Here is a 26,043-nt window from a genome sequence, read left to right as displayed (position 1 = left end):
ACCCAATACAATTAAAAAATCAGGGAGAGAACGATGAGCGATTTCGACAGGCGAAGTGTGCTTAAAGCCGGCCTGGGCGGCGCAGCGTTGCTGGCTGGCCCGGGTGTCGTCCCCGTCCGGGCTGCGGAGTGGACCAACACGCCGGAGCCGAACGCCTCCATCCGCGTCCTGCGCTGGAAGCAGTTCATCCAGGCGGAGTTCGACAAGTTCGCCGAGCAGACCAAGAAGTTCTCCGAGAAGACCGGCATCAAGGTGAAGCTCGAGGCCGAGAGCTGGGAGGACATTCGTCCCAAGGCCGCGGTCGCCGCCAATGTCGGCGCCGGTCCCGACCTGATCATCGGCACGCTCGACGATCCCCACAAATTTCCGGAGAAGCTGATCGACGTCACCGACGTGGCTCAATATCTCGGGGCCCAGTATGGCGGCTGGTATCCGGTCGCGGAGAAGTACGGCAAGAAGGGCAATGGCTGGATCGCGATTCCGCAAGGCGCGACCGGTGGCTGCCTGAACTACCGCATCAGCCACATGAAGGCCGCGGGCTTCGAGGAATTCCCCAAGGACACCGCTGGCTTCCTCAAGCTGTGCCAGGCGCTCAAGAAGAACAACACGCCGCCCGGCTTCGCGCTCGGTCATGCCACGGGCGATGCCAATGGCTGGTGCCAGTGGGCGCTGTGGGCGTTCGGCGGCAAGGTCGTCAACGAGAAGAACGAGGTCGTGCTCGATTCTCCGGAAACGATCGCGGCCCTCGAATACGTCAAGCAGCTCTATGCGACGTTCATTCCGGGCGTGCTGTCGTGGAACGACTCGAACAACAACAAGGCCTTCCTCAACGGCGAGCTCAGTCTCACCCTGAACGGCATCTCGATCTGGACAGTCGGCAAGACCTCCCCTGATCCCAAGCAGCAGGAGATCGCCAAGGACATGGACCATGCGCCGATGCCGATCGGTCCGGTAGGCAAGCCGACTGAGCAGCAAAACATCCTGGTCTACTACGGCTACAAGCACTCGAAGTATCCGAAGGCGGTCAAGGAATACATCAAGTTCATGATGGACAAGGAGAACTACGACGCGTGGGAGGTTGCTTCCAACGGCTACGTCTCGCCGCCGCTTCCGGCCTACAATGACAATCCGGTCTGGACCTCCGATCCCAAGATCACGCCGTACCGCGACTGCCTCAAGCGCTGCTTGGACAACGGCTATGCCGGTGATCTCGGCTACGCCTCGGCCGCCGTCATGGGCGATTTCGTCGTGGTCGACATGTTCGCCGAGGCCGCTTCCGGTTCGGCCACGCCGCAGGAGGCAGCCAAGCGTGCCGCCGAGCGCGCCAAGCGCTACTACCAGGTCTGATCCGCACGCGCGGCGGCGTCCGGTTCGCTGGGCGCCGCCGTCGTCGTTCTCGAAGGGGAATCCGACATGGCAGTCATTGCCGAGCCCGTTACTGCGCAGCTCAAGCGCAGCAGCCTGTGGAGCAGGGCGTTCGAAAGCCGAAATTTTCTCGGCGCCATGTTCATGGTGCCGGCGATCGCCATCCTGATCCTGTTTCTGGCTTACCCGCTGGCGCTCGGATTCTGGCTCGGCATGACCGACACCAAGATCGGCGGCGTTGGCCGCTACATCGGCTTTGCGAACTTCGTCTCGCTGTCCAAGGACTCGGTGTTCTGGCTGTCGGTGTTCAACACCATTTTCTACACGGTGTTCGCCAGCATCGTGAAGTTCGCGATCGGGCTTTATCTCGCGCTGCTGCTCAACGAGCGGCTGCCGTTCAAGTCGATGGTCCGTGCCATCGTGCTATTGCCCTTCGTGGTGCCGACCGTGCTGTCGGCGATTGCGTTCTGGTGGATCTATGACAGCCAGTTCTCGATCATCTCCTGGGTGCTGATCAAGGCCGGTCTCCTCACCAACTACATCGATTTCCTCGGCGATCCCTGGAATGCGCGCTGGTCGGTCGTGCTCGCCAATATCTGGCGCGGCGTGCCGTTCGTGGCGATCACGCTGCTGGCGGGATTGCAGACTATTTCGCCCTCGCTCTACGAGGCCGCCAATCTCGATGGCGCCACCAACATGCAGCGCTTCCGTCACATCACGTTGCCGATGCTGTCGCCGATCATCGCTGTCGTGATGACGTTCTCGGTGCTGATGACGTTCACCGACTTCCAGCTGATCTACACCATCACGCGCGGCGGGCCGATCAACGCCACGCATCTGATGGCGACGCTGTCGTTCCAGCGCGCCATTACCGGCGGCAATCTCGGCGAAGGCGCAGCGATCTCCAATGCGATGATCCCGTTCCTGGTCGCCGCGATCCTGCTCAGCTTCTTCGGGCTTCAACGCTCGCGCTGGCAGCAGGGCGGGAGGGACTGACCTATGACCACCGTGGACGACCAAAGCGTCGGAATGGACTATCTGGAGAGCTTCCCGAAGAAGTTCCTCCGGGTTTACCTCCCGCTCGGCCTGATCATCTTCTTCCTGCTGTTTCCATTCTACTGGATGGCGGTGACGACGTTCAAACCCGACGCGGAGATGTACGATTACGAGAAGTACAATCCGTTCCTGATCGCGCATCCGACGCTCGAGCACATCAAGAAGCTGTTCTTCGACACCGACTATCCGCTGTGGATGTGGAACACCGTCATCGTCTCGGTGTCCTCGACCTTTATCTCGCTGTTCGCCAGCGTCTGCGCGGCCTATGCAATCGAGCGTCTGCGCTACACTGGCTCGCGCTATGTCGGACTTGCAATCTTCCTTGGCTATCTCGTACCGCCATCGATCCTGTTCATTCCGCTGGCGGCGATCGTGTTCCAGCTCGGCCTGTTCGACGGCAATCTGGCGCTGATCCTGACCTATCCGACCTTCCTGATCCCGTTCTGCACCTGGCTGCTGATGGGCTATTTCCGCACCATTCCCTATGAGCTCGAGGAATGCGCGCTGATCGACGGGGCGACGCGGCTGCAGATCCTGGTCAAGATCACGCTGCCTTTGTCTCTGCCGGGAGTGATCTCGGCCGGCATCTTCGCCTTCACCTTGTCTTGGAACGAGTTCATCTACGCGCTGACCTTCATCTCCTCCTCGGAGAACAAGACCATTCCCGTCGGCGCCATCACCGAGCTCGTCAACGGCGACGTCTATCATTGGGGCGCCCTGATGGCGGCGGCCCTGACCGGCTCGGTCCCCGTAGTTATCCTTTATTCCTTCTTCGTAGAGTACTATGTGTCGGCGATGACCGGCGCCGTGAAGGAATGACCGGCGGGGCCTGCTTGAGAACGCGCCAGTAGCGTCCCAAGGACGATACAAGAGCGGCGCGTTCCGGCCAATAAGAAGGAGTTGAGCTCTTGCACATTCTGGTTCTGGGCGCTGCCGGCATGGTCGGCCGCAAATTGTGTGAACGTCTCTTGCGCGACGGCCGTCTCGGCAAGAGCGACATCACCAAGCTGACCATGCACGACGTGGTCGAGCCCAAGAAGCCGGAAAAGGCTGGGTTTCCCGTCGAGACCGTCTCGGGCGATTTCGCCGTGCCGGGCGCCGCCGAAAAGCTGATTGCCGGCCGCCCCGACGTGATCTTCCATCTCGCCGCGATCGTCTCGGGCGAGGCCGAGCTCGATTTCGACAAGGGTTACCGCATCAATCTCGACGGCACGCGGATGCTGCTCGATGCTGTCAGGCTCATCGGCGGCGGTTACAAGCCGCGCGTCGTGTTCACGTCCTCGATCGCGGTGTTCGGCGCGCCGTTCCCGGATGCGATCGGCGATGAGTTCTTCCACACCCCGCTGCTCAGCTACGGCACCCAGAAGGCGATCGGCGAGTTGCTGCTCGCCGACTACTCGCGCCGCGGCTTCCTCGACGGCATCGGCATCCGCCTGCCGACCATCTGCATCCGGCCCGGTCTGCCCAACAAGGCGGCATCGGGCTTCTTCTCCAATATCTTGCGCGAACCGTTGGCCGGCAAGGAAGCGGTCCTCCCGGTGTCCGAGGACGTCCGCCACTGGCACGCCACGCCGCGCTCCGCCGTTGGCTTCCTGCTGCACGCCGGCACCATGGACCTCGCCACGGTCGGTCCGCGCCGCAATCTGACCATGCCCGGCTTGTCGGCAACTGTCGGCGAGCAGATCGCAGCCTTGAAGCGCGTTGCGGGCGAGAAGGTCGCAGCCCGCATCAAACGGGAGCCGGATCCCTTTATCGTCGGCATCGTCGGTGGCTGGCCGCGCAACTTCAACGCAAAGCGGTCGCTCGAGCTCGGCTTCACCACCGCCGAGAAGACCTTTGACGACATCATCCGCATTCACATCGAAGACGAGCTCGGCGGCAACTTCGTCGCCTGATCGTTGGACACGAACAGCGTGGATATGACGATGGCGAGCGTGGCTTGCATCGGTGAATGCATGGTCGAGCTGCGGCAGGCCCAGGGGGGGCACTCCTCAGGGCAATCTGCGGGGCAGGGCGGTGGCCTGTTCTCGCGCGGCTTCGGCGGCGACACCCTCAACACCGCCGTGTATCTGGCGCGGCTCGAGGTCAAGGTCGACTATCTCACCGCCCTTGGCGACGACGGCATGAGCGAGGAGATGATCGCGGCCTGGAATGCGGAGGGCGTCGGCACCAGGCGCGTCGTGCGGCTGCCGGGCAAGCTGCCCGGCCTGTACATGATTCAGCTCGATGCCAACGGCGAGCGCCAATTCTTCCACTGGCGCGATAGCGCGGCGGCGCGTCAGCTGATGAGCCTGCCGGAGACCGACGAGCTGCTCAACTCGCTGATGAGCTACGACATTGTCTATCTCTCGGCGATCACGCTCTCGATCTACGATGCCGCGGGGCGCGATCGCCTGTTCGCTGCGATCAAGCGCGCGCGTTTGCTCGGCACGCGCTTTGTATTCGACACCAATTTCCGCGCACGCGGCTGGCCCGACCGTGATGTCGCGCGCGAGGTGTTTGCCACCGCCTTTGCGGCCGCCGACATCGTCCTGACCTCGACCGAGGATCTGCTCGCGCTCTATCCCGGCGAGAGCCCCGAGCAATTGATGGCGCGAATCCCAACGCCCGAGCTGGTGTTCCGCCTTGCCGAGCCCGTTAGCCTGCTGCGCTTCCCCGGCGGGATGAGTGAGGTCCGCGCCGAACCAATGACGAGGCCCGTGGTTGACACCACCGCGGCCGGCGACAGTTTTGCTGCGGCCTACATCGCCGCCCGGCTCGGCGGTTCCGATCCTGTCGAGGCGGCCCAATCGGGCCATCGCCTCGCCAGCCTCGTGATCTGCTATCCCGGTGCCATCATTCCGGGCTATGCCATGCCGCCGAAGAAGCGGCACCGACCGGCGACGACACGTCAGGCCACGAAGTAACGCGACCAAATCAACGAAAAGATCCCCTGAGATGCCCACTGCTGCCCAACAGAATCACCTCGTCGCGCTGTTCAAGGCCGCGACCGTCATTCCGGTCCTCACCATCGAGCGGATCCAGGATGCCGTGCCGCTGGCAAAAGCCCTGGTGGCTGGCGGCGTCCGCACGCTGGAGGTGACCATGCGCACATCAGTCGCGATCGAGGCGGCCCGAGCGATGATGGCCGAGATCCCCGATGCAGTCGTCGGCATCGGCACCATTCTCAACCCGGCCGATTTCACCCGCGTCGAGAAGCTTGGCGTCGCCTTCGGCATCAGCCCCGGCCTGACCCCCGATCTCCTGAAGGCCGCCACGCACAGCTCCCTGCCGTTCGCTCCCGGTATTGCCACGGCGTCCGAGCTGATGATGGCGCTGTCCCACGGCTTCGACGTCGCAAAATTCTTCCCGGCCGAGCAGGCGGGCGGCATCAAGGGCCTGCGTGCGCTGGGCGGGCCATTCCCGAATGTGCGGTTTTGCCCGACCGGCGGGGTTGGCGAGGCCAATGCGGCGACCTGGCTCGCCGAGCCCAACGTGGTCGCGGTCGGCGGTTCCTGGCTGTGCCCGACAGCGGAGATCAGGGCCGGGAACTGGGCCGGCATAACTGCCATCTGCCAGCGTACCCTCCAGGCGTTTAAACCCGCGTGAAGTCTTGCCATCCCTGGGCTAAGACTTAGGTCAGCAAGAGACCGCCAGGGAGAAGACCATGACTGCCAGCATCGTCGGATGGGCGCATACGCCGTTCGGCAAATTCGACACCGAGACCGTCGAAAGCCTCGTCACTCGCGTCGCCAACGAGGCGATGGCCGATGCCGGCATTTCGGCCTCCGATGTCGACGAGATCGTGCTCGGCCATTTCAACGCCGGCTTCTCGGCGCAGGATTTTACCGCCTCGCTGGTGCTCCAGGCCGACCCGAAGCTGCGTTTCAAGCCGGCCACCCGCGTCGAGAACGCCTGCGCCACCGGCTCGGCTGCCGTCCACCAGGGCTTGCGCGCGATCGCCGCAGGCGCAGCCAAGATCGTGCTGGTCGTCGGCGTCGAGCAGATGACCCGCACGCCGGGCCCGGAGATCGGCAAGAACCTCTTGAAGGCGTCGTATCTGCCCGAGGACGGCGACACCGTTGGCGGCTTTGCCGGCGTGTTCGGCAAGATCGCCAGCTCCTACTTCCAGAAATACGGTGACCAGTCCGACGCGCTGGCGCTGATCGCCGCCAAGAACCACAAGAACGGCGTCGCCAATCCCTTCGCCCAGATGCGCAAGGACTTTGGCTTCGACTTCTGCCGCGCCGAGAGCGAGAAGAACCCTTACGTCGCAGGTCCCCTGAAGCGCACCGACTGTTCGCTGGTCTCGGACGGCGCGGCTGCGCTGGTGTTGGCCGACGCCGAGACCGCCAAGGGCATGAGCAAGTCGATCGGCTTCCGCGCCACTGCGCATGCCCAGGACTTCCTGCCGATGAGCAAGCGCGACATCCTCCAGTTCGAGGGCTGCACGGTCGCCTGGCAGCGCGCGTTGGAGCAGGCGGGCGTGACGCTGTCCGATCTCTCCTTTGTCGAGACCCATGACTGCTTCACCGTCGCCGAGCTGATCGAGTACGAGGCGATGGGCCTGACGCCGAGGGGGCAGGGCGCCCGCGCCATCAAGGAAGGCTGGACGCTCAAGGACGGCAAGCTTCCGGTCAACCCGTCCGGCGGTCTGAAGGCCAAGGGCCATCCGATCGGTGCCACCGGCGTCTCCATGCATGTGATGACCGCAATGCAGCTCGCCGGGCAAGCGCCCGAGGGCATGCAGCTGAAGAACGCCAAGCTCGGCGGCATCTTCAACATGGGCGGCGCGGCGGTTGCCAATTACGTCTCGGTGCTCGAGCCGCTGAAGTAGGGTTGAGTAGGGTGGGTTAGCCGAAGGCCGCACGAAGTGCAGTCCGCGGCGTAACCCACCTCTTTTGTCTCAGCGGAGGCAGACAGTGGTGGGTTACGCCGAGCGGTTTGCGCTTCGCGCAATCCGCGGGGCTAACCCACCCCACGCATTAGGTCCTTTGCGCTAGATCATGGTGGGTCGGTCCCGGCTCCCCTTAATGCTCTGATTGATTTGCAGGGAATGCATCATGAGCAATGACTACGAAGACTCACTCTCTATTGAAGCCCTCAACGACCGCATCGCGATCCTCGAGGACAACATCCGCCAATTGATCGAGCAGGCTGCTGCCGCCTCCGGTGAGCAGAGCGAGTCGCGCATCGCCGACCGCATCAACCAGCAGAACGACGAGCTCGAGCGTCTCATGAAGATCCGCGAATCCCGCCAGAAGAAATAGCAGCCATCCTCGCGCATGCGGCCATACGCGGGCCGCCCTTGCGCACGCGCCGCTACTCCCTTTAGCTGGGCCGAAATCGCGCATCTTCAGCGCGCAATCGGGAGCGAACGAATGGGGCCGCTAAAGGGCATCAAGGTCGTCGACATGACCACCGTGCTGATGGGGCCCTATGCGACCCAGATGCTCGGCGATTACGGGGCCGATGTGATCAAGGTGGAGTCGCTCGACGGCGACGTCACCCGCCTGATCGGCCCGATGCGGCACGCCGGCATGGGCCCGGTGTTCCTGAACACCAACCGCAGCAAGCGCTCGATCTGCCTCGACCTGAAAAAGCCCGCGGGCCGCGAGGCGGTGTTGCGGCTGCTGAAGGACGCCGACGTGCTCGTCTACAACGTCCGCCCACAGGCGATGGCGCGGCTTCAGCTCGGCTACGATGTCGTCTCCGCGATCAATCCGCGCCTCGTCTATGCCGGCGTGTTCGGCTTCGGCCAGGACGGGCCTTATGCGGCGAAGCCCGCCTATGACGACCTGATCCAGGGCGCGACCGCACTCCCGGCATTGATGGCGCAGACGGGTGACGGCGTGCCGCGCTATGTGCCGAACGCGCTGGTCGACCGCATCGTCGGCCTCACCGCCGTCGGTGCGATCTGCGCCAGCCTCGTGCATCGCGATCGCACCGGGCGCGGCCAGCGCCTCGACATCCCGATGTTCGAGACCATGGCCGGTTTCGTCATGGGTGACCACATGGGCGGGCTCACCTACGAGCCGCCGCTCGACAAGGGCGGCTATGCCCGCCACCTCTCGCGCGACCGCAGGCCGTACAAGACCTCGGACGGCTATCTCAGCGTCATCGTCTACAACGACAAGCAGTGGGAGAATTTCTTCAAGGCGACGAGCCGGGACGATCTGCGCGCCGATCCGAAGTTCGCGACCTTCGCCGGCCGTGCAGCCAATATCGACATCGTCTATGCCGAGCTCGCCCGCATCTTCGAGACGCGCACCACCTCAGAGTGGATCGAGCTGCTCACCAAGGCCGACGTGCCTGTGATGCCGATGCATGACCTCGCCTCGATCCTGCACGACGAGCATCTGGAAGCGACCGGCTTCTTTCCCGTCGTCAACCATCCGACCGAAGGCCCAATCCGCAGCATGAAGGTGACCGCGACCTGGTCGGAGACCGAGGCCGAGCCCGAGCGCCTCGCGCCACGCCTCAACGAACACGGCGCGGAGATCCTGGGCGAGATCGGCTACTCCCGGGACGAGATCGCCGCCATGGTCCGCGACGGCGTTACACGTTCGGCGCCGGAGTAGGGAGGACATCATGAGCTTCGTCACCGGCGTCGGCCTCACGCCTTTTGGCAAGCACGAGGGCTCGTCCTCGCTCGACCTGATGAGCAAGGCCGCCCAACTCGCGCTTGACGATGCCGGGCTGAAGCGCGCCGAGATCGACGGCATCCTCTGTGGCTATTCCACCGTCTCGCCGCACATCATGCTGGCGACTGTCTTCGCCGAGCATTTCGGCATCCGCCCGTCCTACGCCCATGCCGTGCAGGTCGGCGGCGCCACGGGCCTCGCGATGACGATGCTCGCCCATCATCTCGTCGAAGCGGGCGTCTGCCGTAACGTGCTCGTGGTCGCCGGCGAGAACCGCCTCACCGGACAGAGCCGCGATGCCTCGATCCAGGCGCTGGCACAGGTCGGCCACCCCGACTATGAAGTGCCGCTCGGTCCGACCATTCCCGCTTATTACGGCCTCGTTGCGACCAGGTACATGCACGAATACGGCGTAACCGAACAAGACCTCGCCGAATTTGCCGTACTGATGCGCGCGCACGCCTGCACCCATCCCGGGGCACAATTCCACGATCCCATCACGGTTGCCGATGTCATGGCCTCGAAGCCGGTGGCGATGCCGCTGAAATTGCTGGATTGTTGCCCTGTGTCCGACGGTGGCGCGGCTTTCGTCATCGGCCGCGAGCGGACCGGGCAGGCCGGCGTGCGCATCCGTGGCTGTGCCCAGGCGCACACCCATCAGCACGTCACCGCCGCGCCAGGCTTGAGCGAACTCGGTGCCGAAATCTCCATCGCACGCGCCAAGCAAGCCACGGGGATCGCGATCTCCGACGTGCGCTACGCCGCGATCTACGACAGCTTTACCATCACGCTCGCCATGCTGCTGGAAGACCTCGGCCTTGCCGCGCGCGGCGAGGCAGCCGCGCGCGTGCGCTCCGGCCATTTCGGCCGCGACGGCGCGATGCCGCTCAACACCCATGGCGGCCTGCTCAGCTACGGTCATTGCGGCGTCGGCGGGGCCATGGCCCATCTGGTCGAGACGCACTTGCAGATGACGGGGCGGGCAGCGAATCGCCAGGTAAAGGATGCATCGATCGCGTTGCTGCACGGCGATGGCGGTGTGCTGTCGTCCCATGTCAGCATGTTTCTGGAGCAGGTGCGATGAGCGAGCGCTTAGCTGATTGGACCAGGGGCGAAGAGGCGATCACCTATCAGACCTGCGCCGCATGCGGTCATGTGCAGTATTTCCACCGCGCTTTCTGCGCCGCTTGCGGAACCGCAGGTCCGCGCGAGGCGCGTGCCAGCGGCAAAGGCAGGGTCTATGCGACCTCGCTGGTCTGCCGTGCCGCCACGCCCGAGACGCGTGCGCACGTGCCCTACAACATCGTGCTGGTCGATTGCGCCGAGGGATTTCGCATGATGGCCCATGGCGAGAACGGGCTGGTCATCGGCGATACCGTCACGGCGAGCTTCAAGCCGTTCGCAGGTAAAGTCGTGCCGTTCTTTTCGAAGAGGCCATAAGGGGATTTCGTCATTCGGGGGCGGTCCTGAGGACCGAGCCTGGAACGGGAATTCTGGGCCTGGCCTGTGCGAGGGCCACCCCGGAATGACGAAAACTCAAAAACTCCAACTCAGCGCGCGTAGAACAATATGCTGGCGATGACGAGCATTGCCATCACCGCCAGCATATGCGCGAGCGCTTCCGAGGCCGCCCCCTTGGAGGCTTCCTTCATGCCGTTTTCTCCCTAGACTTGGGCGTGACTCATCGTTGCGCGCGCTGCGCACCCGACGGCCAATTGTTTTTACTCGGAACACCCCACTCGATTATTCACCGCAATGTGTCCCCACGCGGCGAATATCGACTGTGCCAAGGTCGATCAGCAATGCGGCGGCAATTTGACTCGATGATGTTGCTCCTGCGTCGGGCTGCGAATAGAGTTTTTGGGAACTTATTCCGGTAACGACAATAAGCATCAAAAGCTCGAGGAAAAAATTCCCCAATGGCCCGCATCGACTACAGCGATCCCTCCAAGGCGTCCGACCGCACCCGCGAGATCCTCGACAAGAACCGCAATGCCAACATCTTCCGCATGATGTCGCATTCGCCGAGCTATTTTGAGCAATATTGCCGCCTCGGCGGCGCCATCAGGCACAAGGGCGAACTCGACCCCGTCGTGCGGGAGCTTGCGATCACACGCACCGGCATTCTGTGCGAGGCACCGTACGAGATCGTCGCGCACAAGCGCATCGGCAAGAATGTCGGCGTCACCGACGCGCAGAACGAGGCGCTGGAGAACTGGCAGGCTGCCAATTGTTTCGACGAGACGCAGCGCGCCGCGCTCGCCTTCACCGACGAGATCGTCAAGCTGAAGAAGCCGACCGATGCGACCTTCAAGGCGATCGCCGCGAAGCTGACGCCGGCGGCGCTGGTCGAATTGCAGCTCTCGGTCGGCTTCTACATCATGACGTCGAAGTTTCTGGAGACGTTCGAGATCGATCTCCAGCCCGTCACCGAAGTGGTGGGCTGATCAGGCGCGAGCCGTGGGGGATGTCATGACGATCGATGAATATGCGGCCTGGGCCGCATCAGTTGCGAAAGTCGATGCGCATCCCTCGAACGAGCGCCTGTCCTATCTCGGGCTCGGCCTTGCCGGCGAAGCCGGTGAGGTCGCCGAACACATCAAGAAGCTGCTGCGCGACGACTGGCTCGACAAGGCGGGTCTCGTCGAAGAGCTCGGCGATGTCATCTATTACTGGGCCTGCCTGTGCGCCGCGACTGGCCAGCAGCCGTCCGAATTGCTAAAGGCCAGCGCCGCCAAGATCAAGCGGCGGATCAGCGAGGCGGCGAGCCGCTGAGCTTAGCTCACGTCGACGTCAGGATATCCACCTTGGTGTTGGCGACGATCAGGCGATCGGCGAGCAGTTGCGCAAGGTTGCGCATGATGCGCTCGGAGGCTCGCGGATGCTGCCTGCGAAAGCGCTCGAAATCCTTCAGCGGCACTTCGAGCGCGGTCGCTGCCATGTCGGCGAATACGTCGGCGGAGCGGGTCGTCTCGATCAACGCCATCTCGCCAAAGGCCATGCCGGCAGTGAGCGTTGCAAGGCGCACGCCGTCAGGCAGGGTGACATGCACCGCGCCGCTGCGCAGGAAGAACAGGGCATCGGCGGGATCGCCTGTCGTGACGATCTTTGCGCCCGACTGATAGGTCCTGATGGTGCAGATCGAGGCGAGATCCGTCAGCTCTTCTGCGCTGAGGCCGCCGAGCAGCGGCTGTTCGGACAGCTCGGTGGTCTCGTGAAAATCGATCGAGCCGCCATAGCGGTAGACGATCTGGTCTTCCGCCCATTCGATCGCGGTATCGAGCAGATAGAAGTCGCGGACGTTCTTCAGCTCGGCCGTCCATTCGCGCAAGCTGTCCCACTCCCTGGAGGCACGACGAACGCCTGAAATCACCACGGTGACATCAAGTGCGGCGAGCTCCTCGAAAGCTTCGGCGATCAGCCGGGCGCCGGCGCGGGTGGTGGAGGTGACGCGGTGCAGGTCGAACACGACGATTTGCGGTCGCGGCCGCCCGGCGAGCCGCCGCGAGACATAGTCGACGGCCGACAGCGACAGCACGCCGACCAGTTCGATCACGCGTACGGCCTGCTCATGCGCGGCGAGGATGTCGCGCTCCTGCTGGCGGCGGACGCGGCGTGACGGGCTCTTGCCGATGTCGTAGTCGGCGATCACGGCGTTGCGGGCGTCGTCGCTGCGGTTGAGCATGTGCAGATCGTAGTGCGAGGACAGCGCCTCGCAGACCTTGATGCCGCGCACGCTGTTGCCGTGCTTGTCGAGTTTTGGCGAATAGCTGCCGAGCCCGAGCCGTGCGGGAAGGGCGGCGAGGATGCCGCCGCCGACGCCGCTCTTGGCGGGGATGCCGATCCGGTAGATCCATTCGCCGGCATAGTCGTACATGCCCGACGACGTCATCACCGACAGCGTGCGCGAGATCGCATACGGCGTCAGCACCTGTTCGCCCGTGACCGGGTTGACGCCGCGATTGGCAAGCGTGGCCGCCATCACCGCGATGTCGCGGGCGGTCACCAGCACCGCGCATTGCCGGAAATAGACGTCGAGGACGCCTGCGACATTGTCCGAGATCACCGCATTGGTCTTGAGCAGATAGCCGATGGCGCGGTTGCGGTCGCCAGTCTGGCTCTCCGAGGCGTAGACGGCCTCATCGACGGCGAGGTCGCGTCCGGCAAAGCGGCTGAGCGCAAGGCGGATCTGCTCGAAAGCCTCAGGGCCCTTACTGTCGTAGATCAACCCGGTGCAGGCGATCGCGCCTGCGTTCACCATCGGATTGAACGGATGGTTCTCCGCATTGAGCCGGATCGAGTTGAAGGGATCGCCCGAGGGCTCGACACCGATCGCACTCTCGACCTTGCCCGCGCCCAAAAGATCCAGCGCCAGCGCGAACACGAACGGCTTTGACATCGACTGGATGGTGAAGGGCACCCTGGAGTCGCCGACTTCATAGACATGGCCGTCGAGGGTGGCGAGGCTGATGCCAAAATAGGCAGGGTCGGCTTTGCTCAGTTCGGGAATATAATCCGCAACCGTGCCCGAGGTTTCCGCGGAGAATTCGTTGAGGCACATGTCGAGAAACCGCAGCAACGGCGGCTTCGAGCGGGTCCAGGCGGAGGTATGCGACGGTTGCGCTATCATCGTTCTCTTGTGCAACGCATCCAGCATATGCGCAACCCGTCAGGCGCGCGATGACGCACCTGGCGCGGCGTCCGAACGCAAGACGCCGCGCGCCAATTCGTTGTCTGTTTCAGAATATCGCGGATGAGAAGTCGCTGTTTCAGCGTGCTCGCCTCGCGACAACAGCGATCGCGTGGCCGGTGACGAGGTCATCGATCTTCACGAGCAATGATGTGAGCGTGCCTGATGCTGGCGAGGGTGCCGGTATCTCCATCTTCATGGCTTCGACCACCACAATTTCGTTGCCATCGGCGACGGTTCCTCCAACCTGCACGGGAGTTGCGCAGATGCGGCCGGCGACCTCCGTGACGATCTTAATTTCTGGCATGCCATCGCCTTTTTGTTGTCGTCACAAAACGGCTGAGGTAGCGTCGTTCACAAAGTGGAATTTAATTCCGCAGAGCGGAACAAACGGTAGGGATCATGGGACGACGTTCGGAGCGGTTAAGCAGGCAAGGTGCGCTCGCTGGCGATGCCGGTGAGGGTGATGTCATCCAGGTGGTGTCGCGCGCGTTCGACGTGTTGCGATGCTTCGAGGGCCACGAGGCGCGGCTCGGCAATCTCGAGATCTCGAATCGCTGCGGCCTGCCTCGCTCGACGGTGTCGCGGCTCACGCACACGCTGACGCGAATGGGCCAGCTGGTCTATCTGCCGCGCGATCAAAAGTATCGGATCGGTCCGAGCGCGGTCGCGATGAGCGCCTCGATGATGAAGGGCGCGCAGCTGCGCAGCATGATCCGGCAACGGCTGCAGGAAGTCGCCGAGCAGCTTCCGGGCACGGTCGGCTTTGTGGTGCCTGATCGCTTCCATCTGGTCTATCTCCAGTTTGCGCGCTCGCCCTCGGCGCTCGGTCTGCATGAGGGCACCGGCAGCCGCATCTCGATGGCATCGACCGCGGCGGGCGCGGCCTACACCGCGGCGCTGGCTCCGGAGGTTGGCGATGCATTCATCAACGACATGGAGCGCGAAGCGCCGGAAGCTGTGAAGATCCTGCGGCCGCGCATCGAGGGCAACAGGCAGTCGTTGCGCGAGCGCGGTTATGTCACGGCCTGCGGCTTGTGGAGCCCGCACATCAATGGGCTGGCGGTACCGATCTGGTCACCGCAGTACCAGACCTTCGTGGTCGTCACGATCGGTTTGCTCTCGGCGATGTATGACGAGGAGCGCCTGCATGCCGAAGTCGCGCCGCTGATGCTGGCGCTCGGCCGTTCGCTCGGTAGCCTGATGGAGGGCGCGGAAGGAGATGCCTTCAACAACCGCATCTCGCGCAAACCGGTCGCAATATCAGTGCATAACAATAACAAGCCGATGAGTTCGGAGGGAGTGAATGAACTGGAAGCCGGAACTCGACGAGCTCGCCCGGCGCGAAGCCTTCGCGCGGGAGATGGGCGGCGTTGACAAGGTCAAGCGACAGCATGACCAGGGCCGGCTGACTGTTCGGGAACGCATCGACAAACTGATCGACAAAAATAGCTTTCACGAGATCGGTGCCGTCTCCGGCATCGGTGAGTACGATCCCAAGGGCGAGCTCAAGACTGTGACGCCGGCGAACTGCGTGTTCGGCCGCGCGCGCGTTGACGGCCGCACGGTGGTCGTGGTCGGTGACGATTTCACCGTTCGCGGCGGGTCGGCGGATGCGTCGATCTCGGCAAAACCCTTGATGGCGGAGGAGATGGCGCACGACTTCCGTCTGCCCATCATTCGGATCATCGAAGGTTCCGGCGGCGGCGGCTCGGTCAAGACCATCGAGACCAAGGGCGCTGCGAATCTGCCTGGCGGTATCGGCGGCACACGCTGGTATCGCTTCACGACGGAGAATCTGTCGCGCGTGCCCGTGGTCGCGCTCGGCCTCGGCTCGGTGGCGGGCTTGGGGGCCGCGCGTCTTGCCGCCAGCCACTATTCCATCATGACGCGGAAGTCGGCGATGTTCGTCGCAGGGCCGCCGGTGGTGAAGGCGCTCGGCCAAAACCTCTCCAAGGAGGAGCTCGGCGGCGCTGATATTCAGACCAAGGCCGGTGCGGTCGACCATGCCGTCGACACCGAGGAAGAGGCCTTTGCCTGCGCGCGGCGCTTTCTGTCCTATCTGCCGTCGTCGGTCTACGAACTGCCACCGACCCTGCCTTGCATCGACAATCCGGAGCGCAGCGAAGAAGCACTGATGAAGGCGGTGCCGCGCAACCGCAAGCAGGTCTACAAGATCAGGCCGATCATTGAGCAGGTCGTCGACAAGGGGTCGTTCTTCGAGGTCGCCGGCAATTTCGGCAAGCCGATCATCGTCGGCCTCGCGCGGCTCGAGGGCCGGGCGGTGATGCTGCTTGCCAGCGACAGTTTTCACTATGGTGGCTCCTGGACGGCCGATGCCTGTCAGAAGGTGGTGCGCTGGATCGACTTTGCAGAGACTTTCCATCTGCCGATCGTCTATCTCATGGATTGCCCCGGCTTCATGATCGGCCTCGATGCCGAGAAGGCGGCCACCATCCGCCACGGCGTCCGCGCTATGGCCGCGGTCAACCAGACCACCGTGCCCTGGTGCACCGTGATCCTGCGCAACGCCTTCGGTGTCGCCGGCGTGGTGCATCAGCCCGCCGACCGATTCTCGATCCGCTACGCCTGGCCGTCCGCCTATTGGGGCTCGCTGCCGCTCGAAGGCGGCATCGAGGCCGCCTATCGCGCTGATATCGATGCGGCCGAGGACAAGGCAGCCAAGCTGAAGGAAATCGAGGAGCGGCTGAACAAGCTGCGCTCGCCGTTCCGTTCGGCCGAAAAATTCTGGGTCGAGGAGATCATCGATCCCCGCAAGACGCGCTCGCTGCTCTGCGAGTTCGCGCGCCTCGCTGAGCCGCTGCGCAAGGCAGGGCCGCCGGAGAACATGACGATCAGGCCGTGATGCTTGGCCGTCCACGCGCCGGGATATTAACCCAGGTTAAGCGTGTGCTTTCTTCCGCCGTTCTTCAGGCTCATTTCAGCCAAACCAATATTGGTTGCTCCCTGCCGGGGCAGGACCCTCCAACCCAGAGTCCTGCAAATGATAAAGCTGGTTCTTTCAGCGTGCGTTTTTGTTGTCGCCACCTCGACTGCCGCAGAAGCGCGGTCCCATCGCAACCTCCAAGCTCCCGAATGCAACGTCACCATGCCCTGCGATTTCTCGTATGCGCAGCCGCGCCGTGAGCGAGCTCCGAGGCTGTCCTTGCAGGCCTATCGCGCAACACAGATGACGGTCGCGAACGCGGGCTATTCGGCGACGACCGTCAGCGTCACCGGTGATCGCGTCATCGGCGGCCGCCCGGCCGGTTGCCCCTCATCCTTCTGCGGCTGCGGCGCGGCGATCCGCGTGTTCGGTCATGTCGTGCCGGAATTGAATCTTGCGTCCAACTGGCTGCGCTTCCCGCGCGCGGCGCCGGCGCCGGGAATGGTTGCCGCGCGGCACGGACATGTCTTTGTTCTGGAGCAGCCGCTCGGCGGCGACATGTGGATGGCGTATGACGCCAATTCGGGCGGTCACGCCACGCGCATGCATGCGCGTTCGCTGCGTGGCTATACCATCGTCAACCCACACGCCTGATACGACGGCGAGGGTGTTGCGGCGCCATCACACCCGCAGTACCTTGCCGGGATTCATGATGTTCTGCGGATCGAGCGCGCGCTTGATGGTGCGCATGATGTCGAGCTCGGTCTTGGAACGGTAGTGGCTGAGTTCGTCGAGCTTTTCGATGCCGATGCCGTGCTCGGCCGAGATCGAGCCGCCCATGGAGGTGATGAGATCGTTCACGGCCCGCGTGATGGCGGCGGTGTATTGGTTCAGCGTGGTCTGATCCATGCCCTCAGGGCCCATGAACGAGAAATGCAGATTGCCGTCACCGATATGCCCGAGCGGATAGGGGCGAATGCTCGGGAGAATGTCGAGCGTGGCCTTGAGCCCCTTGTCGATGAACTCAGGAATTCTCGAGATCGCCACCGACACGTCGTAGCTGATCCCCGGTCCCTCGGCGCGGGAGGCCTCGGCCATGGCTTCGCGGATGCGCCACATGTTGCGCGACTGACTGACGGTCTGCGCGATCACCGCATCGATCACGCGACCGGCCTCGAGCTGATCGGCGAGAAACTGCTCGAGCTTCTCCGACATGCCGTCGGCGCCGTGCTGCCGTGGGCGCGAGGACGACCATTCCAGCAGCAGGTACCACGGCGTATCCGCCTTGAGGGGGTCCTGGACGCCGGGAATGTGGCGCATCACGAGGTCGACAGCCGCGCGACTCAGGAGCTCGCAGGATCCCACGTTGTCCTCAGAGGCCGCATGCGCTTCGGAGAGGATCTCCAGCGCCGCGCGCGGATCGCGGACCGCGAGCCACGCGGTGCAGACGTCCTTCGGCGCCGGCCACAGCTTGAGCACGGCCTTGGTGATGATGCCGAGCGTGCCCTCGGCGCCCATGAAGAGGTGCTTGAGATCATAGCCGGTGTTGTCCTTCTTCAGCGCCCGCAACCCGTTCCAGACATCGCCATTGGGCAGCACGACCTCGAGCCCGAGCACGAGATTGCGGGCATTGCCATAGCGCAGCACCTGCACCCCGCCGGCGTTGGTCGAGAGGTTGCCGCCGATCATGCAGGAGCCCTGGGCGCCGAGTGAGAGCGGCAGGAACCTGTCGTGACTGGCCGCTGTCTCCTGCAGTGTTTCCAGGACGCAGCCGGCTTCGACCGTCATGGCATAGCCGACGGGATCGACGTCCAGCACGCGGTTCATCCGTCCGAGCGACAGCACGATGCCGGTGTGCGCAGGCCAGGGCGTCGCCCCGCCCATCAACCCGGTGTTGCCGCCTTGCGGCACGATCGCGATGCCATGCTCATGGCAGAGCCGGACCACTTTTGAGACTTCCTCGGTACTGTCAGGTCGAACGACGGCGCCGGCGTGGCCAAACAGCAGCCCGCGCCAATCGGTGATGAACGGCTGCATGCCGTGCTCATCCTCGATCAACCCCTTCTCGCCCACGATTGCGCGCAAGGCATCGCGAAGCTGGGCGGTCAAGGGAACGGTCGGAATGACGGGGACAGGCGACGGGAAGGCGGTCGGCATCTTGTTTCCTCTGGCGCATCTTGGTGTGCACTGCGCGCGCGAAGCGCTTGAGGTCGTATTGTCCACGTTTGGGCCGCGAAGTCTAACGGCAATCTGTCCCTGATCAGGCCGTGGCCGGCAATGACCGGCGGCCGCTCTGGAGGGCGCCCCGGCGCGAACGGCAGGTCATCTCGATGCTTGTCGGCTGCTATTTTTGCTGAATTCGGCTGAGATAATCGACGACAGAGAGGATGCGCTTTCGCACGACGACCTCAGGCTTTTGATCCGGCCCGGCCTTTTCCCAATAGGACGGATCAACATAGTGAGGCAGGTTGACGATGGGATTGAATCGCTCGCCCCAAATCGGCATTTCACGAGAGCCGTGAGCGGGAACTGCTTTCGTTCCATCGATGGTTTTATAAATGGCGTCCGCGGGAAACACGCCGTTGTTGTTCTTGGACAGCATCGTCAAATCGGCGGGCGATACCTTCAGCTGGTCGCTGACCGGCCCGTTGCCCTTCGCATCCGCACCATGACAGCTCGCGCAGGACGACTGAAACTCTGACTTACCGATGTCAATGTCGTCAGCCTGGGCCGCGGCCGCGAAGCCAGCGGTAAGACCGGCAATAATCAAACACTTAAGGCTATGTTTTTCCATGTCGCGCTCCGACGCCGGCTAGCAAGGCCTCAATTCCTACCTGCTATGTTCCCCGATCGTTTGATGCACATCAAGACCCACTTGCGGCATGAGCCCGCGAACGTTCCGGACTCCTGTGGATTCATGCCCAGCTGTGAGCGCCGGAGATGATCCAGTCGCGTCGTTTCAGCGTTCGCCCGGCGTCCTCGTGCGAGGGCTGCGCCGGGGCCCGCCGCGGAGTAGGGACTGGGCCGGCTGATACCGGCCCAGTCACGCGCGTCGCTTAAGCCATTGCAGGTTTTGCCTGCGGCTTCGGTTGCCGCGACAGCGCCAGTACGATCAGCGAAGCGAACACGCAGAGCGCACCGGCGACGAAGAAGGCTGGGAGGTAGCTCTGGAGCAGCGTCCGCGACAGGCCGGCGCCGAAGGCGGCTGTGCCGGCGCCGAGCTGATGGCCGGCGAAGATCCAGCCGAACACCAGATTGGCGCGTTCGGGGCCGAACTTCTGCGCGGTGAGGCGCACCGTCGGCGGCACGGTCGCGATCCAGTCGAGGCCGTAGAACATCGCGAAGATCGACAGGCCATAGAACGAGAAATCGCTGAAGGGCAGGAAGATCAGCGAGAGCCCGCGCAGGCCGTAATACCAGAACAGCAGGAAGCGATTGTCATAGCGGTCCGACAGCCAGCCGGACATGATGGTGCCGAAGAAGTCGAAGATGCCCATCGCCGCCAAGAGACTCGCCGCCTGCACCTGCGGAATGCCGAAATCCAGGCACATCGGGATCAGGTGCACCTGCACGAGACCGTTGGTCGAGGCGCCGCAGACGAAGAAGGTCGCAAATAGGATCCAGAACGCGCTCGACTTCGAGGCATCGCGCAGCGTGCCGAGCGCCACCGACGTGATCGAACCGTGGTTCACGGGCGGCGCGGGCAGGGGCTCGGTGCCCTCGTCGCCGAAGGGACGCAGGCCCATGTCGCTCGGGCGGTCGCGCATGATGAGCATGACCGCGATCGCGGAAACGCCAAGCATGATGCAGACGAAGCCGAGCGCCAGCCGCCAGCCGAAACGCTCGGTCAGGCTTGCCAGCAGCGGCAGGAACACGAGTTGGCCGGTGGCGACACTCGCGGTCATGATGCCGATGACGAGGCCGCGACGCGCCGCGAACCAGCGCGTCGCGATGGTCGCGCCCAGCACCAGCGCGGTCATGCCGGTGCCGATGCCGATCACCACGCCCCACAGCACCACGAGCTGCCAGACCTGCGTCATGCCGAGCGAGAGCACGAGCGCCGAAACCACGATCAGCTGAGCGGTCAGCGTGACATTGCGCAGGCCGTAGCGGTTCAGCAACGCCGCCGCAAACGGCGCCATCAGGCCGAACAGGATGAAGCGGATCGAGAGCGCCGAGGAGATCTCTGCCGTGCTCCAGCCGAACTCTTTCTGAAGCGGCACGATGAACACGCCGGGCGCGCCGACCGTGCCGGCGCTGATCAGCGCGGCGAAGAAGGTCACGCCGACCATCACCCAGCCGTAATGGATGTTGCGACGGCCAAGCGCGGCCGAGAGCCAGTTCGAAATCATTGCCATTTAACCCAGGTTGGCGGGTTCGGAGGACCCGCGTCATTGTTGCAGCCTGACACGAAAACGGGAAGTCTGAAATGCCAGACTTCCCTCAATTTCGGACGTCGCGAGTCAGCGGGCGAGGCGCTCGACCGCGATCGCCGTGGCCTCGCCGCCGCCGATGCAGAGCGCCGCAATGCCGCGCTTGAGGTTGTTGGCCTCGAGCGCATGCAGCAGCGTCACGATCAGCCGTGCGCCGGTGGCGCCGATGGGATGACCGAGCGCGCAAGCGCCGCCATTGACGTTGAGCTTGTCGCGCGGGATGCCGAGATCGCGCTGTGCCGCCATCGCGACCACGGCGAACGCTTCGTTGATCTCGAAGAGATCGACGTCGCCTGCGCTCCAGCCGATCTTGTCGAGCAGCTTGCGGATGGCCGGAATCGGCGCCGTGGTGAACCATTGCGGCTCCTGGCTGTGCGTGGCATGGCCCTTGATCTCGGCGATCGCGGGCAGGCCATCGCGATCGGAGAGCGAGCGCTTGGTCAGCACCAGTGCCGCGGCGCCGTCGGCATTGGCGGAGGAGGCGGCCGGCGTGATCGTGCCATTGGTGCGGAAGGCCGGCTTCAGGCCGGGAATCTTGGCGGGATCGACCTTCAGCGGATGCTCGTCATTGGCGATGACGCGCGGGCCCGCTTTCTCGGTCAGCGTAACAGGCGCGATCTCGGCCTTGAATGCGCCGCCCTCGACCGCCTTGCGGGCGCGGCTCAGCGTCTCCATCGCATAGGCGTCCTGGTCCTTGCGGGTGAATTGATAAGCCTCGGCGGTGGCCTCGCCGAAATCGCCCATCGAGCGGCCGGTCTCATAGGCGTCCTCGAGGCCGTCCATCATCATGTGGTCGATGATGCGATCATGACCGGCGCGATAGCCAGCGCGCGCCTTCGCGAGCAGATACGGCGCATTGCTCATGCTCTCCATGCCGCCCGAGACGACGATCTCGGCCGAGCCGGCGCGAATGATGTCGTGTGCCAGCATGGTCGCCTTCATGCCGGAGCCGCAGACCTTGTTGACGGTGGTGGCACCGGTCGCATCAGGCAGACCGGCGCCACGCGCGGCCTGCCGCGCCGGCGCCTGGCCCTGGCCGGCCGGCAGCACGCATCCCATGAAGACCTCGTCTACTTTCTCGGGAGCGAGCCTGGCGCGCTCCAGCGCGGCGCCGATCACATGCGAGCCGAGCTTGTGCGCGGCGAAGGGCGACAATTCACCCATGAAGCGGCCGAGCGGGGTGCGGGCGGCGGAGACGATGACGACGGGATCGGCGGCTTCGGCCATGACGGAACTCCCTGTGTGATGTGTAATATTATGGTCATCATATGATGCGGCGCAAAAAATGCAACCGCGCCCGGCATGAGAAAATGTCGTGGGTCGGATGAGCTCTTGTCGTTCGATTCGAGGAGGTGGTGCCACGGCACACTGTCATCACCCGCGAAAGCGGGTGATCCAGTATTCCAGAGGCCGCGCTGCTAGAACCGAGCAGTCGCGGCGTACTGGATGCCCCGGTCGAGCCCACGGGTGTCCGGTTCGATTGTTGTGGACAGGGTGCATGACGGGGATTCTTCTGTGTTTCGAGCGCTTCGCACACGTTCGAGACACGGAAGGAAGTCCACGCCATGCGGCATCAGAATAGCGTATTTCACAGTCTAACGAAGCAAATCCCTTGGTCTAAGTTCGAACAGGTCGTGGAGAAGTACGGGGCCGATCGATTGGTGCGCAAGTTGACGACGAAGCGCCACTTTATTGCACTGCTGTATGGGCAATTGAGCGGCTCGACGAGCCTGCGGGAGATCGTGACTGGGATGGCAAGCCACGAGACGCGGCTTTATCACGTGGGGGCGGCGCCGGTGAAGCGCTCGACGATGTCGGACGCCAACTCGCAGCGACCTTGGCAGGTGTTCAGCGAGCTGTTCGCACAGATGCTGCCGCAGGCGCATCGCGGGCTGCGGCGGGCAACCGCGGATGCGGTCCGCCTGATTGATTCTACCAGTATTAGGCTCTCCAGCCTGAGCGAGAGCTGGGCGACATTTTCGGCCGATGTGTTCGGGGCCAAGGCGCATATCGTCTACGATCCGAATGCCGATCGGCCGGTTTACTTTGCGGTGACGCCAGCCAACGTCAACGACATCACGGCTGCGAAGGCCATGCCGATTGAGCTGGGCGCAACCTACGTCTACGACCTCGGTTACTACGATTATGGCTGGTGGGCGAAGCTCGATGAGGCCGGCTGCCGCTTCGTGACGCGGTTGAAGAAGAACACTCCGCTCGACGTGATAAGGGAGAACCACGTCTCCAAGAACAGCAATATTGTGAGCGACCGGATCGGTCACTTGCCGGCCCGCCTCGCCAACAGCCGCAAGAATCCGCTGCAAGTTCCGGTCAGGGAGATCTGCGTCGTCATTGAGAGCGGCAAGCAGTTGCGTATCGTGACCAATGATCTCGACGCGTCGGCAGAAGAGATCGCCGAGCTCTACAAACAGCGCTGGCAGATCGAATTGTTCTTCCGCTGGGTCAAGCAGACGCTTCGAATCAGGCATTTTATCGGCGTCTCCGAGAACGCAGTCCGCATTCAGATCGCCATCGCCCTGATCGCGTTTCTCCTCCTGCGCATGGCCCAGCTCGCTCAAAAAGCGGTACACAGTCCCCTCGAATTTGCCCGGCTCGTCCGCACCAATCTCATGCACAGACGTCCGATCAACAACTTGCTCGAACCTCTGCAGTCCGTCCCTATCAACCAAAACCAGTTGAACCTTGGACTATACTTCCAATGAACCGGACACCCGTGGGTCGAGCCGGGGCATGACACCGTCTTTGGAGCAGGCGCTATCGCTTTCTGTTCACGAACGCGCTCATCAGCCGCGTCGGCTCGTCCGTCAGGAACGATTCGCCGAACACCTTGACGCTGAGGTTCACCGACTCCGTCAGCGGCAATTCCTCCCACTGCCGCAGCAGCGCCTTCTGCGAGCGCAACGCCTCGGGGCCGCATGCGAGCAGCGCCGTCACCAGGTGCTCGACCTCGGCATCCAGGCCGCCGGCCGGTGCAACCTTGTCGACAAGGCCCCAGGACAGCGCCGTCGGCGCATCGATGTTCTCCGCCGTCATCACCAGCCAGCGCGCGCGGGCCCAGCCGATCAGGCGCGGCAACAGTGCCGCGTGGATCACCGAGGGAATGCCGACCCGGACCTCCGGCATGCCGAAATGCGCATCATGCGCGGCTATCCGGAAATCGCAGGCGGCTGCGACCTCGAGCCCGCCGCCGAGGCACCATCCGGGCATGCGCGCGATCATGGGGGCAGGGAATTGCCGCACCGCCTCGCAGAGATCGCGTAAGCGGCTGATGAAGGCTTCCGCGGACTTCTGGTCGAGCTTCGCCATTTCCTTGATGTCGGCGCCGCCGATCATGCTCTTCTCGCTTTGGCCGCGTAGCACCACGACGCGGATGCCGCGATCAGTGGCGAGCGTTTGCAGCCCTTCGCGGACCGCGTCGGTCACGGGCGAGCCCAGAATGTTCAGCGAGCCGGCGTTGCAGATTGCGACATGGGCGACGCCGCGCGCATCGCGCGTTACGCCGCAGTGGTTGTTGAGCATTTCCATCTGATGTCTCGAAGCTTTGTGGACCGGCGCGAGGCGCGACCGTCGAGATTACTTCCGGGCCGAAACGGCTCGCTTGTCAAGCAGAAGGGGACGGAGTTGCCAGCCCGAAGTCCACGGCGTAGTATGATGGGTATCATATAAGAGGCGACCCATGGCCGAATCCGCTCGACCCGATCTATTTTCGTCAGAGCAGCGTCGCGAGCGCGTGGTCGACTGGCAGGTTCCGGCGCCGGTCGCGAGAGTGGCCATGGGCCTGTCAGGCATGGACGCGATGCTCGGCATCCGCGATGGCCGGCTGCCGCCGCCGCCCTTCGCCAAGTTGATCGGTTTCGTCATGGCCGTGGTCGAACCAGGGCGGATCGTGATGGAACTGGAGCCGCGCGAGGATCTCGAAAATACCATCGGCCTTCTGCATGGGGCGACCGCGGCCGCGCTGCTCGACACGGCGATGGGTTGCGCGATTTCGACGCAGCTGGAGGCCGGGCAGTCGTCGGTGACGCTTGACCTGAAGATGACCTTCCTGCGGCCGCTCTCGGTCCTGTCAGGGCTGATCTCGGCCGAAGGCAAGATCATCAAGCTCGGGCGCCGGACCAGCTATACCGAAGGGTTTGTGCACGACGGTAAAGGGGCACTCGCGGTCCATGCAACTGCAACCTTTTCCATGATTGGCAACATCCCTACCGGGAATTAATGCGCCGCTCGGCCGGGATCCGTGCTATGAGATGACCTCCGACATCCAATGAGAGCTGCATGCGCTATTCTCGGGAACACAAGCAGGAAACCCACGACCGCATCGTAAGGAAGGCGTCGGTGCGGCTGCGCGAAAAGGGCGCCCACGGCATCGGCGTTGCCGACCTCATGAAGGAGGCGGGCCTCACGCATGGCGGTTTCTACGCGCATTTCGATTCGCGCGAGGCGCTCGTGATCGAGGCCTTTGCCTACGCCATGGACCGCTCGATGGAGCACTGGCGCAAGCAGTCCGATCAGGTTGCGCCCGAGAAGCAGCTTGCCCAGATCGTCGACAACTATCTTTCGGCGCTGCACCGTGACAATCCCGGCCATGGCTGCTCGATCCCGGCGCTCGGCGCCGAGATCGCCCGCGAAAGCCCGAAGACGCGAAAGGCTTTTGCCGGCAAGCTCGACGAGATGGTCGAGATGATGACCGATTTCATCCCGAACGTCCCACGCAAGGCCGCGCGCAAGCAGGCGATCGCCACGCTGGCCACGATGGCCGGCACCATGCTGCTGGCGCGCATCGCCGGCTCCAGTGAGTTGTCGGATGAGGTGCTGAAGGTAGGCAGGGACAGCGCGCTTGAGGGCACGAAGCGCGAGCCGAAGGTCGCGGCCGCGAAGAAGGCGAAGCAGAATTAGGCGAGGTGCTGTAGGGTGGTTAGCCGCGCAGATGCGCAAAGCGCATCTGCGCGGCTAACCCACCATGCTTCAGCA

At 63.6% G+C, this 26,043-nt stretch carries 26 protein-coding genes; 19 read left to right on the top strand and 7 right to left on the bottom strand.

The genetic code is table 11. The features are described 5' to 3' along the window. The first annotated feature begins 33 nt into the window (after window positions 1-33). The 13 genes from XH91_RS20925 (at window position 34) to XH91_RS20865 (ending at window position 11,819) form a co-directional block, all read left to right on the top strand. Window positions 34-1,347: an ABC transporter substrate-binding protein gene (locus XH91_RS20925; RefSeq protein ID WP_128952324.1), complete on the top strand. Its 1,314-nt coding sequence runs from the start codon at window positions 34-36 to the stop codon at window positions 1,345-1,347. Window positions 1,348-1,413: 66 nt separating this feature from the next. After that, entirely contained in the window at window positions 1,414-2,361 is a 948-nt protein-coding gene (locus XH91_RS20920) for a carbohydrate ABC transporter permease (protein ID WP_128952323.1), read from the top strand. A gap of 3 nt (window positions 2,362-2,364) precedes the next feature. Then, on the top strand, window positions 2,365-3,240 hold the full coding sequence (locus XH91_RS20915; RefSeq protein ID WP_128952322.1) for a carbohydrate ABC transporter permease: 876 nt from the start codon (window positions 2,365-2,367) through the stop codon (window positions 3,238-3,240). A gap of 89 nt (window positions 3,241-3,329) precedes the next feature. Continuing rightward, window positions 3,330-4,316, top strand: coding sequence for a D-erythronate dehydrogenase (gene denD / locus XH91_RS20910; protein ID WP_128952321.1), 987 nt, complete (start codon window positions 3,330-3,332; stop codon window positions 4,314-4,316). A gap of 30 nt (window positions 4,317-4,346) precedes the next feature. Beyond that, the gene (locus XH91_RS20905) at window positions 4,347-5,327 is read left to right on the top strand and encodes a sugar kinase (RefSeq protein ID WP_128952320.1); all 981 of its coding nucleotides are present in this window, start codon (window positions 4,347-4,349) and stop codon (window positions 5,325-5,327) included. Between the two features lie 31 nt (window positions 5,328-5,358). Next, entirely contained in the window at window positions 5,359-6,009 is a 651-nt protein-coding gene (gene eda / locus XH91_RS20900) for a bifunctional 4-hydroxy-2-oxoglutarate aldolase/2-dehydro-3-deoxy-phosphogluconate aldolase (RefSeq protein ID WP_164934049.1), read from the top strand. Window positions 6,010-6,067: 58 nt separating this feature from the next. Then, window positions 6,068-7,237 carry an acetyl-CoA acetyltransferase gene (locus tag XH91_RS20895; protein ID WP_128952318.1) on the top strand — a complete coding sequence of 390 codons (1,170 nt, stop codon included), beginning with the start codon at window positions 6,068-6,070 and terminating at the stop codon, window positions 7,235-7,237. 226 nt (window positions 7,238-7,463) lie between these two features. Further along, the gene (locus tag XH91_RS20890) at window positions 7,464-7,670 is read left to right on the top strand and encodes a hypothetical protein (protein ID WP_128952317.1); all 207 of its coding nucleotides are present in this window, start codon (window positions 7,464-7,466) and stop codon (window positions 7,668-7,670) included. A 111-nt stretch (window positions 7,671-7,781) separates the two neighbouring features. Beyond that, complete coding sequence (locus XH91_RS20885; RefSeq protein ID WP_128952316.1) at window positions 7,782-8,981, top strand: CaiB/BaiF CoA transferase family protein; 1,200 nt, start codon at window positions 7,782-7,784, stop codon at window positions 8,979-8,981. A gap of 10 nt (window positions 8,982-8,991) precedes the next feature. Beyond that, entirely contained in the window at window positions 8,992-10,128 is a 1,137-nt protein-coding gene (locus XH91_RS20880; RefSeq protein WP_128952315.1) for a thiolase family protein, read from the top strand. Further along, a complete protein-coding gene (locus XH91_RS20875) occupies window positions 10,125-10,484 on the top strand; it encodes a Zn-ribbon domain-containing OB-fold protein (protein WP_128952314.1) in 360 nt (119 codons plus the stop codon). The genes XH91_RS20880 and XH91_RS20875 overlap by 4 nt, the downstream gene beginning before the upstream one ends. A 479-nt stretch (window positions 10,485-10,963) precedes the next feature. Then, the gene (locus XH91_RS20870) at window positions 10,964-11,491 is read left to right on the top strand and encodes a carboxymuconolactone decarboxylase family protein (RefSeq protein WP_128952313.1); all 528 of its coding nucleotides are present in this window, start codon (window positions 10,964-10,966) and stop codon (window positions 11,489-11,491) included. A gap of 25 nt (window positions 11,492-11,516) precedes the next feature. After that, a complete protein-coding gene (locus XH91_RS20865) occupies window positions 11,517-11,819 on the top strand; it encodes a nucleoside triphosphate pyrophosphohydrolase family protein (RefSeq protein WP_128952312.1) in 303 nt (100 codons plus the stop codon). Between the two features lie 7 nt (window positions 11,820-11,826). On the opposite strand, the gene glsA is transcribed toward XH91_RS20865, so the two are convergent. Both glsA and XH91_RS20855 read right to left on the bottom strand, forming a co-directional pair. Beyond that, entirely contained in the window at window positions 11,827-13,674 is a 1,848-nt protein-coding gene (glsA, locus tag XH91_RS20860; protein WP_128952311.1) for a glutaminase A, read from the bottom strand. Between the two features lie 139 nt (window positions 13,675-13,813). Next, window positions 13,814-14,041: an acyl-CoA carboxylase biotin carboxyl carrier protein subunit gene (locus XH91_RS20855; protein WP_128952310.1), complete on the bottom strand. Its 228-nt coding sequence runs from the start codon at window positions 14,039-14,041 to the stop codon at window positions 13,814-13,816. 95 nt (window positions 14,042-14,136) lie between these two features. Between XH91_RS20855 and XH91_RS20850 the strand changes: the two genes are divergently transcribed. The 3 genes from XH91_RS20850 to XH91_RS20840 all read left to right on the top strand — a co-directional run bounded on the left by XH91_RS20850 (window position 14,137) and on the right by XH91_RS20840 (window position 17,275). After that, window positions 14,137-15,111: an IclR family transcriptional regulator gene (locus tag XH91_RS20850; RefSeq protein WP_128952309.1), complete on the top strand. Its 975-nt coding sequence runs from the start codon at window positions 14,137-14,139 to the stop codon at window positions 15,109-15,111. Further along, entirely contained in the window at window positions 15,041-16,600 is a 1,560-nt protein-coding gene (locus XH91_RS20845; RefSeq protein ID WP_128952308.1) for an acyl-CoA carboxylase subunit beta, read from the top strand. The genes XH91_RS20850 and XH91_RS20845 overlap by 71 nt, the downstream gene beginning before the upstream one ends. A 300-nt stretch (window positions 16,601-16,900) precedes the next feature. Further along, window positions 16,901-17,275: a hypothetical protein gene (locus XH91_RS20840; RefSeq protein WP_347338598.1), complete on the top strand. Its 375-nt coding sequence runs from the start codon at window positions 16,901-16,903 to the stop codon at window positions 17,273-17,275. Between the two features lie 27 nt (window positions 17,276-17,302). Here XH91_RS20840 and XH91_RS20835 read toward each other — a convergent pair whose 3' ends face one another. The 4 genes from XH91_RS20835 to XH91_RS20820 form a co-directional block, all read right to left on the bottom strand. Beyond that, a complete protein-coding gene (locus XH91_RS20835; protein WP_128952306.1) occupies window positions 17,303-18,778 on the bottom strand; it encodes an FAD-binding oxidoreductase in 1,476 nt (491 codons plus the stop codon). A gap of 187 nt (window positions 18,779-18,965) precedes the next feature. Continuing rightward, on the bottom strand, window positions 18,966-19,415 hold the full coding sequence (locus tag XH91_RS20830) for a c-type cytochrome (RefSeq protein ID WP_128952305.1): 450 nt from the start codon (window positions 19,413-19,415) through the stop codon (window positions 18,966-18,968). Between the two features lie 262 nt (window positions 19,416-19,677). Continuing rightward, window positions 19,678-20,973: an MFS transporter gene (locus tag XH91_RS20825; RefSeq protein ID WP_128954930.1), complete on the bottom strand. Its 1,296-nt coding sequence runs from the start codon at window positions 20,971-20,973 to the stop codon at window positions 19,678-19,680. A 111-nt stretch (window positions 20,974-21,084) separates the two neighbouring features. Then, complete coding sequence (locus XH91_RS20820; protein ID WP_128952304.1) at window positions 21,085-22,281, bottom strand: acetyl-CoA C-acyltransferase; 1,197 nt, start codon at window positions 22,279-22,281, stop codon at window positions 21,085-21,087. A 338-nt stretch (window positions 22,282-22,619) separates the two neighbouring features. Here XH91_RS20820 and XH91_RS20815 point away from each other — a divergent pair, with 338 nt between their 5' ends. Continuing rightward, complete coding sequence (locus XH91_RS20815; RefSeq protein ID WP_128950217.1) at window positions 22,620-23,774, top strand: IS4 family transposase; 1,155 nt, start codon at window positions 22,620-22,622, stop codon at window positions 23,772-23,774. A gap of 52 nt (window positions 23,775-23,826) precedes the next feature. Here XH91_RS20815 and XH91_RS20810 read toward each other — a convergent pair whose 3' ends face one another. Then, the gene (locus XH91_RS20810; RefSeq protein ID WP_128952303.1) at window positions 23,827-24,597 is read right to left on the bottom strand and encodes an enoyl-CoA hydratase; all 771 of its coding nucleotides are present in this window, start codon (window positions 24,595-24,597) and stop codon (window positions 23,827-23,829) included. Between the two features lie 151 nt (window positions 24,598-24,748). On the opposite strand from XH91_RS20810, the gene XH91_RS20805 reads away from it, so the two are divergent. Continuing rightward, on the top strand, window positions 24,749-25,288 hold the full coding sequence (locus XH91_RS20805) for a PaaI family thioesterase (protein WP_128952302.1): 540 nt from the start codon (window positions 24,749-24,751) through the stop codon (window positions 25,286-25,288). 59 nt (window positions 25,289-25,347) lie between these two features. Continuing rightward, window positions 25,348-25,968, top strand: a complete 621-nt coding sequence (locus XH91_RS20800; RefSeq protein ID WP_128952301.1) for a TetR/AcrR family transcriptional regulator — start codon at window positions 25,348-25,350, stop codon at window positions 25,966-25,968. Window positions 25,969-26,043: the final 75 nt, after the last annotated feature.

Source organism: Bradyrhizobium guangzhouense (assembly GCF_004114955.1).
GTDB classification, from domain to species: domain Bacteria; phylum Pseudomonadota; class Alphaproteobacteria; order Rhizobiales; family Xanthobacteraceae; genus Bradyrhizobium; species Bradyrhizobium guangzhouense.
This window is presented reverse-complemented; position numbering and strand designations above follow the sequence as displayed.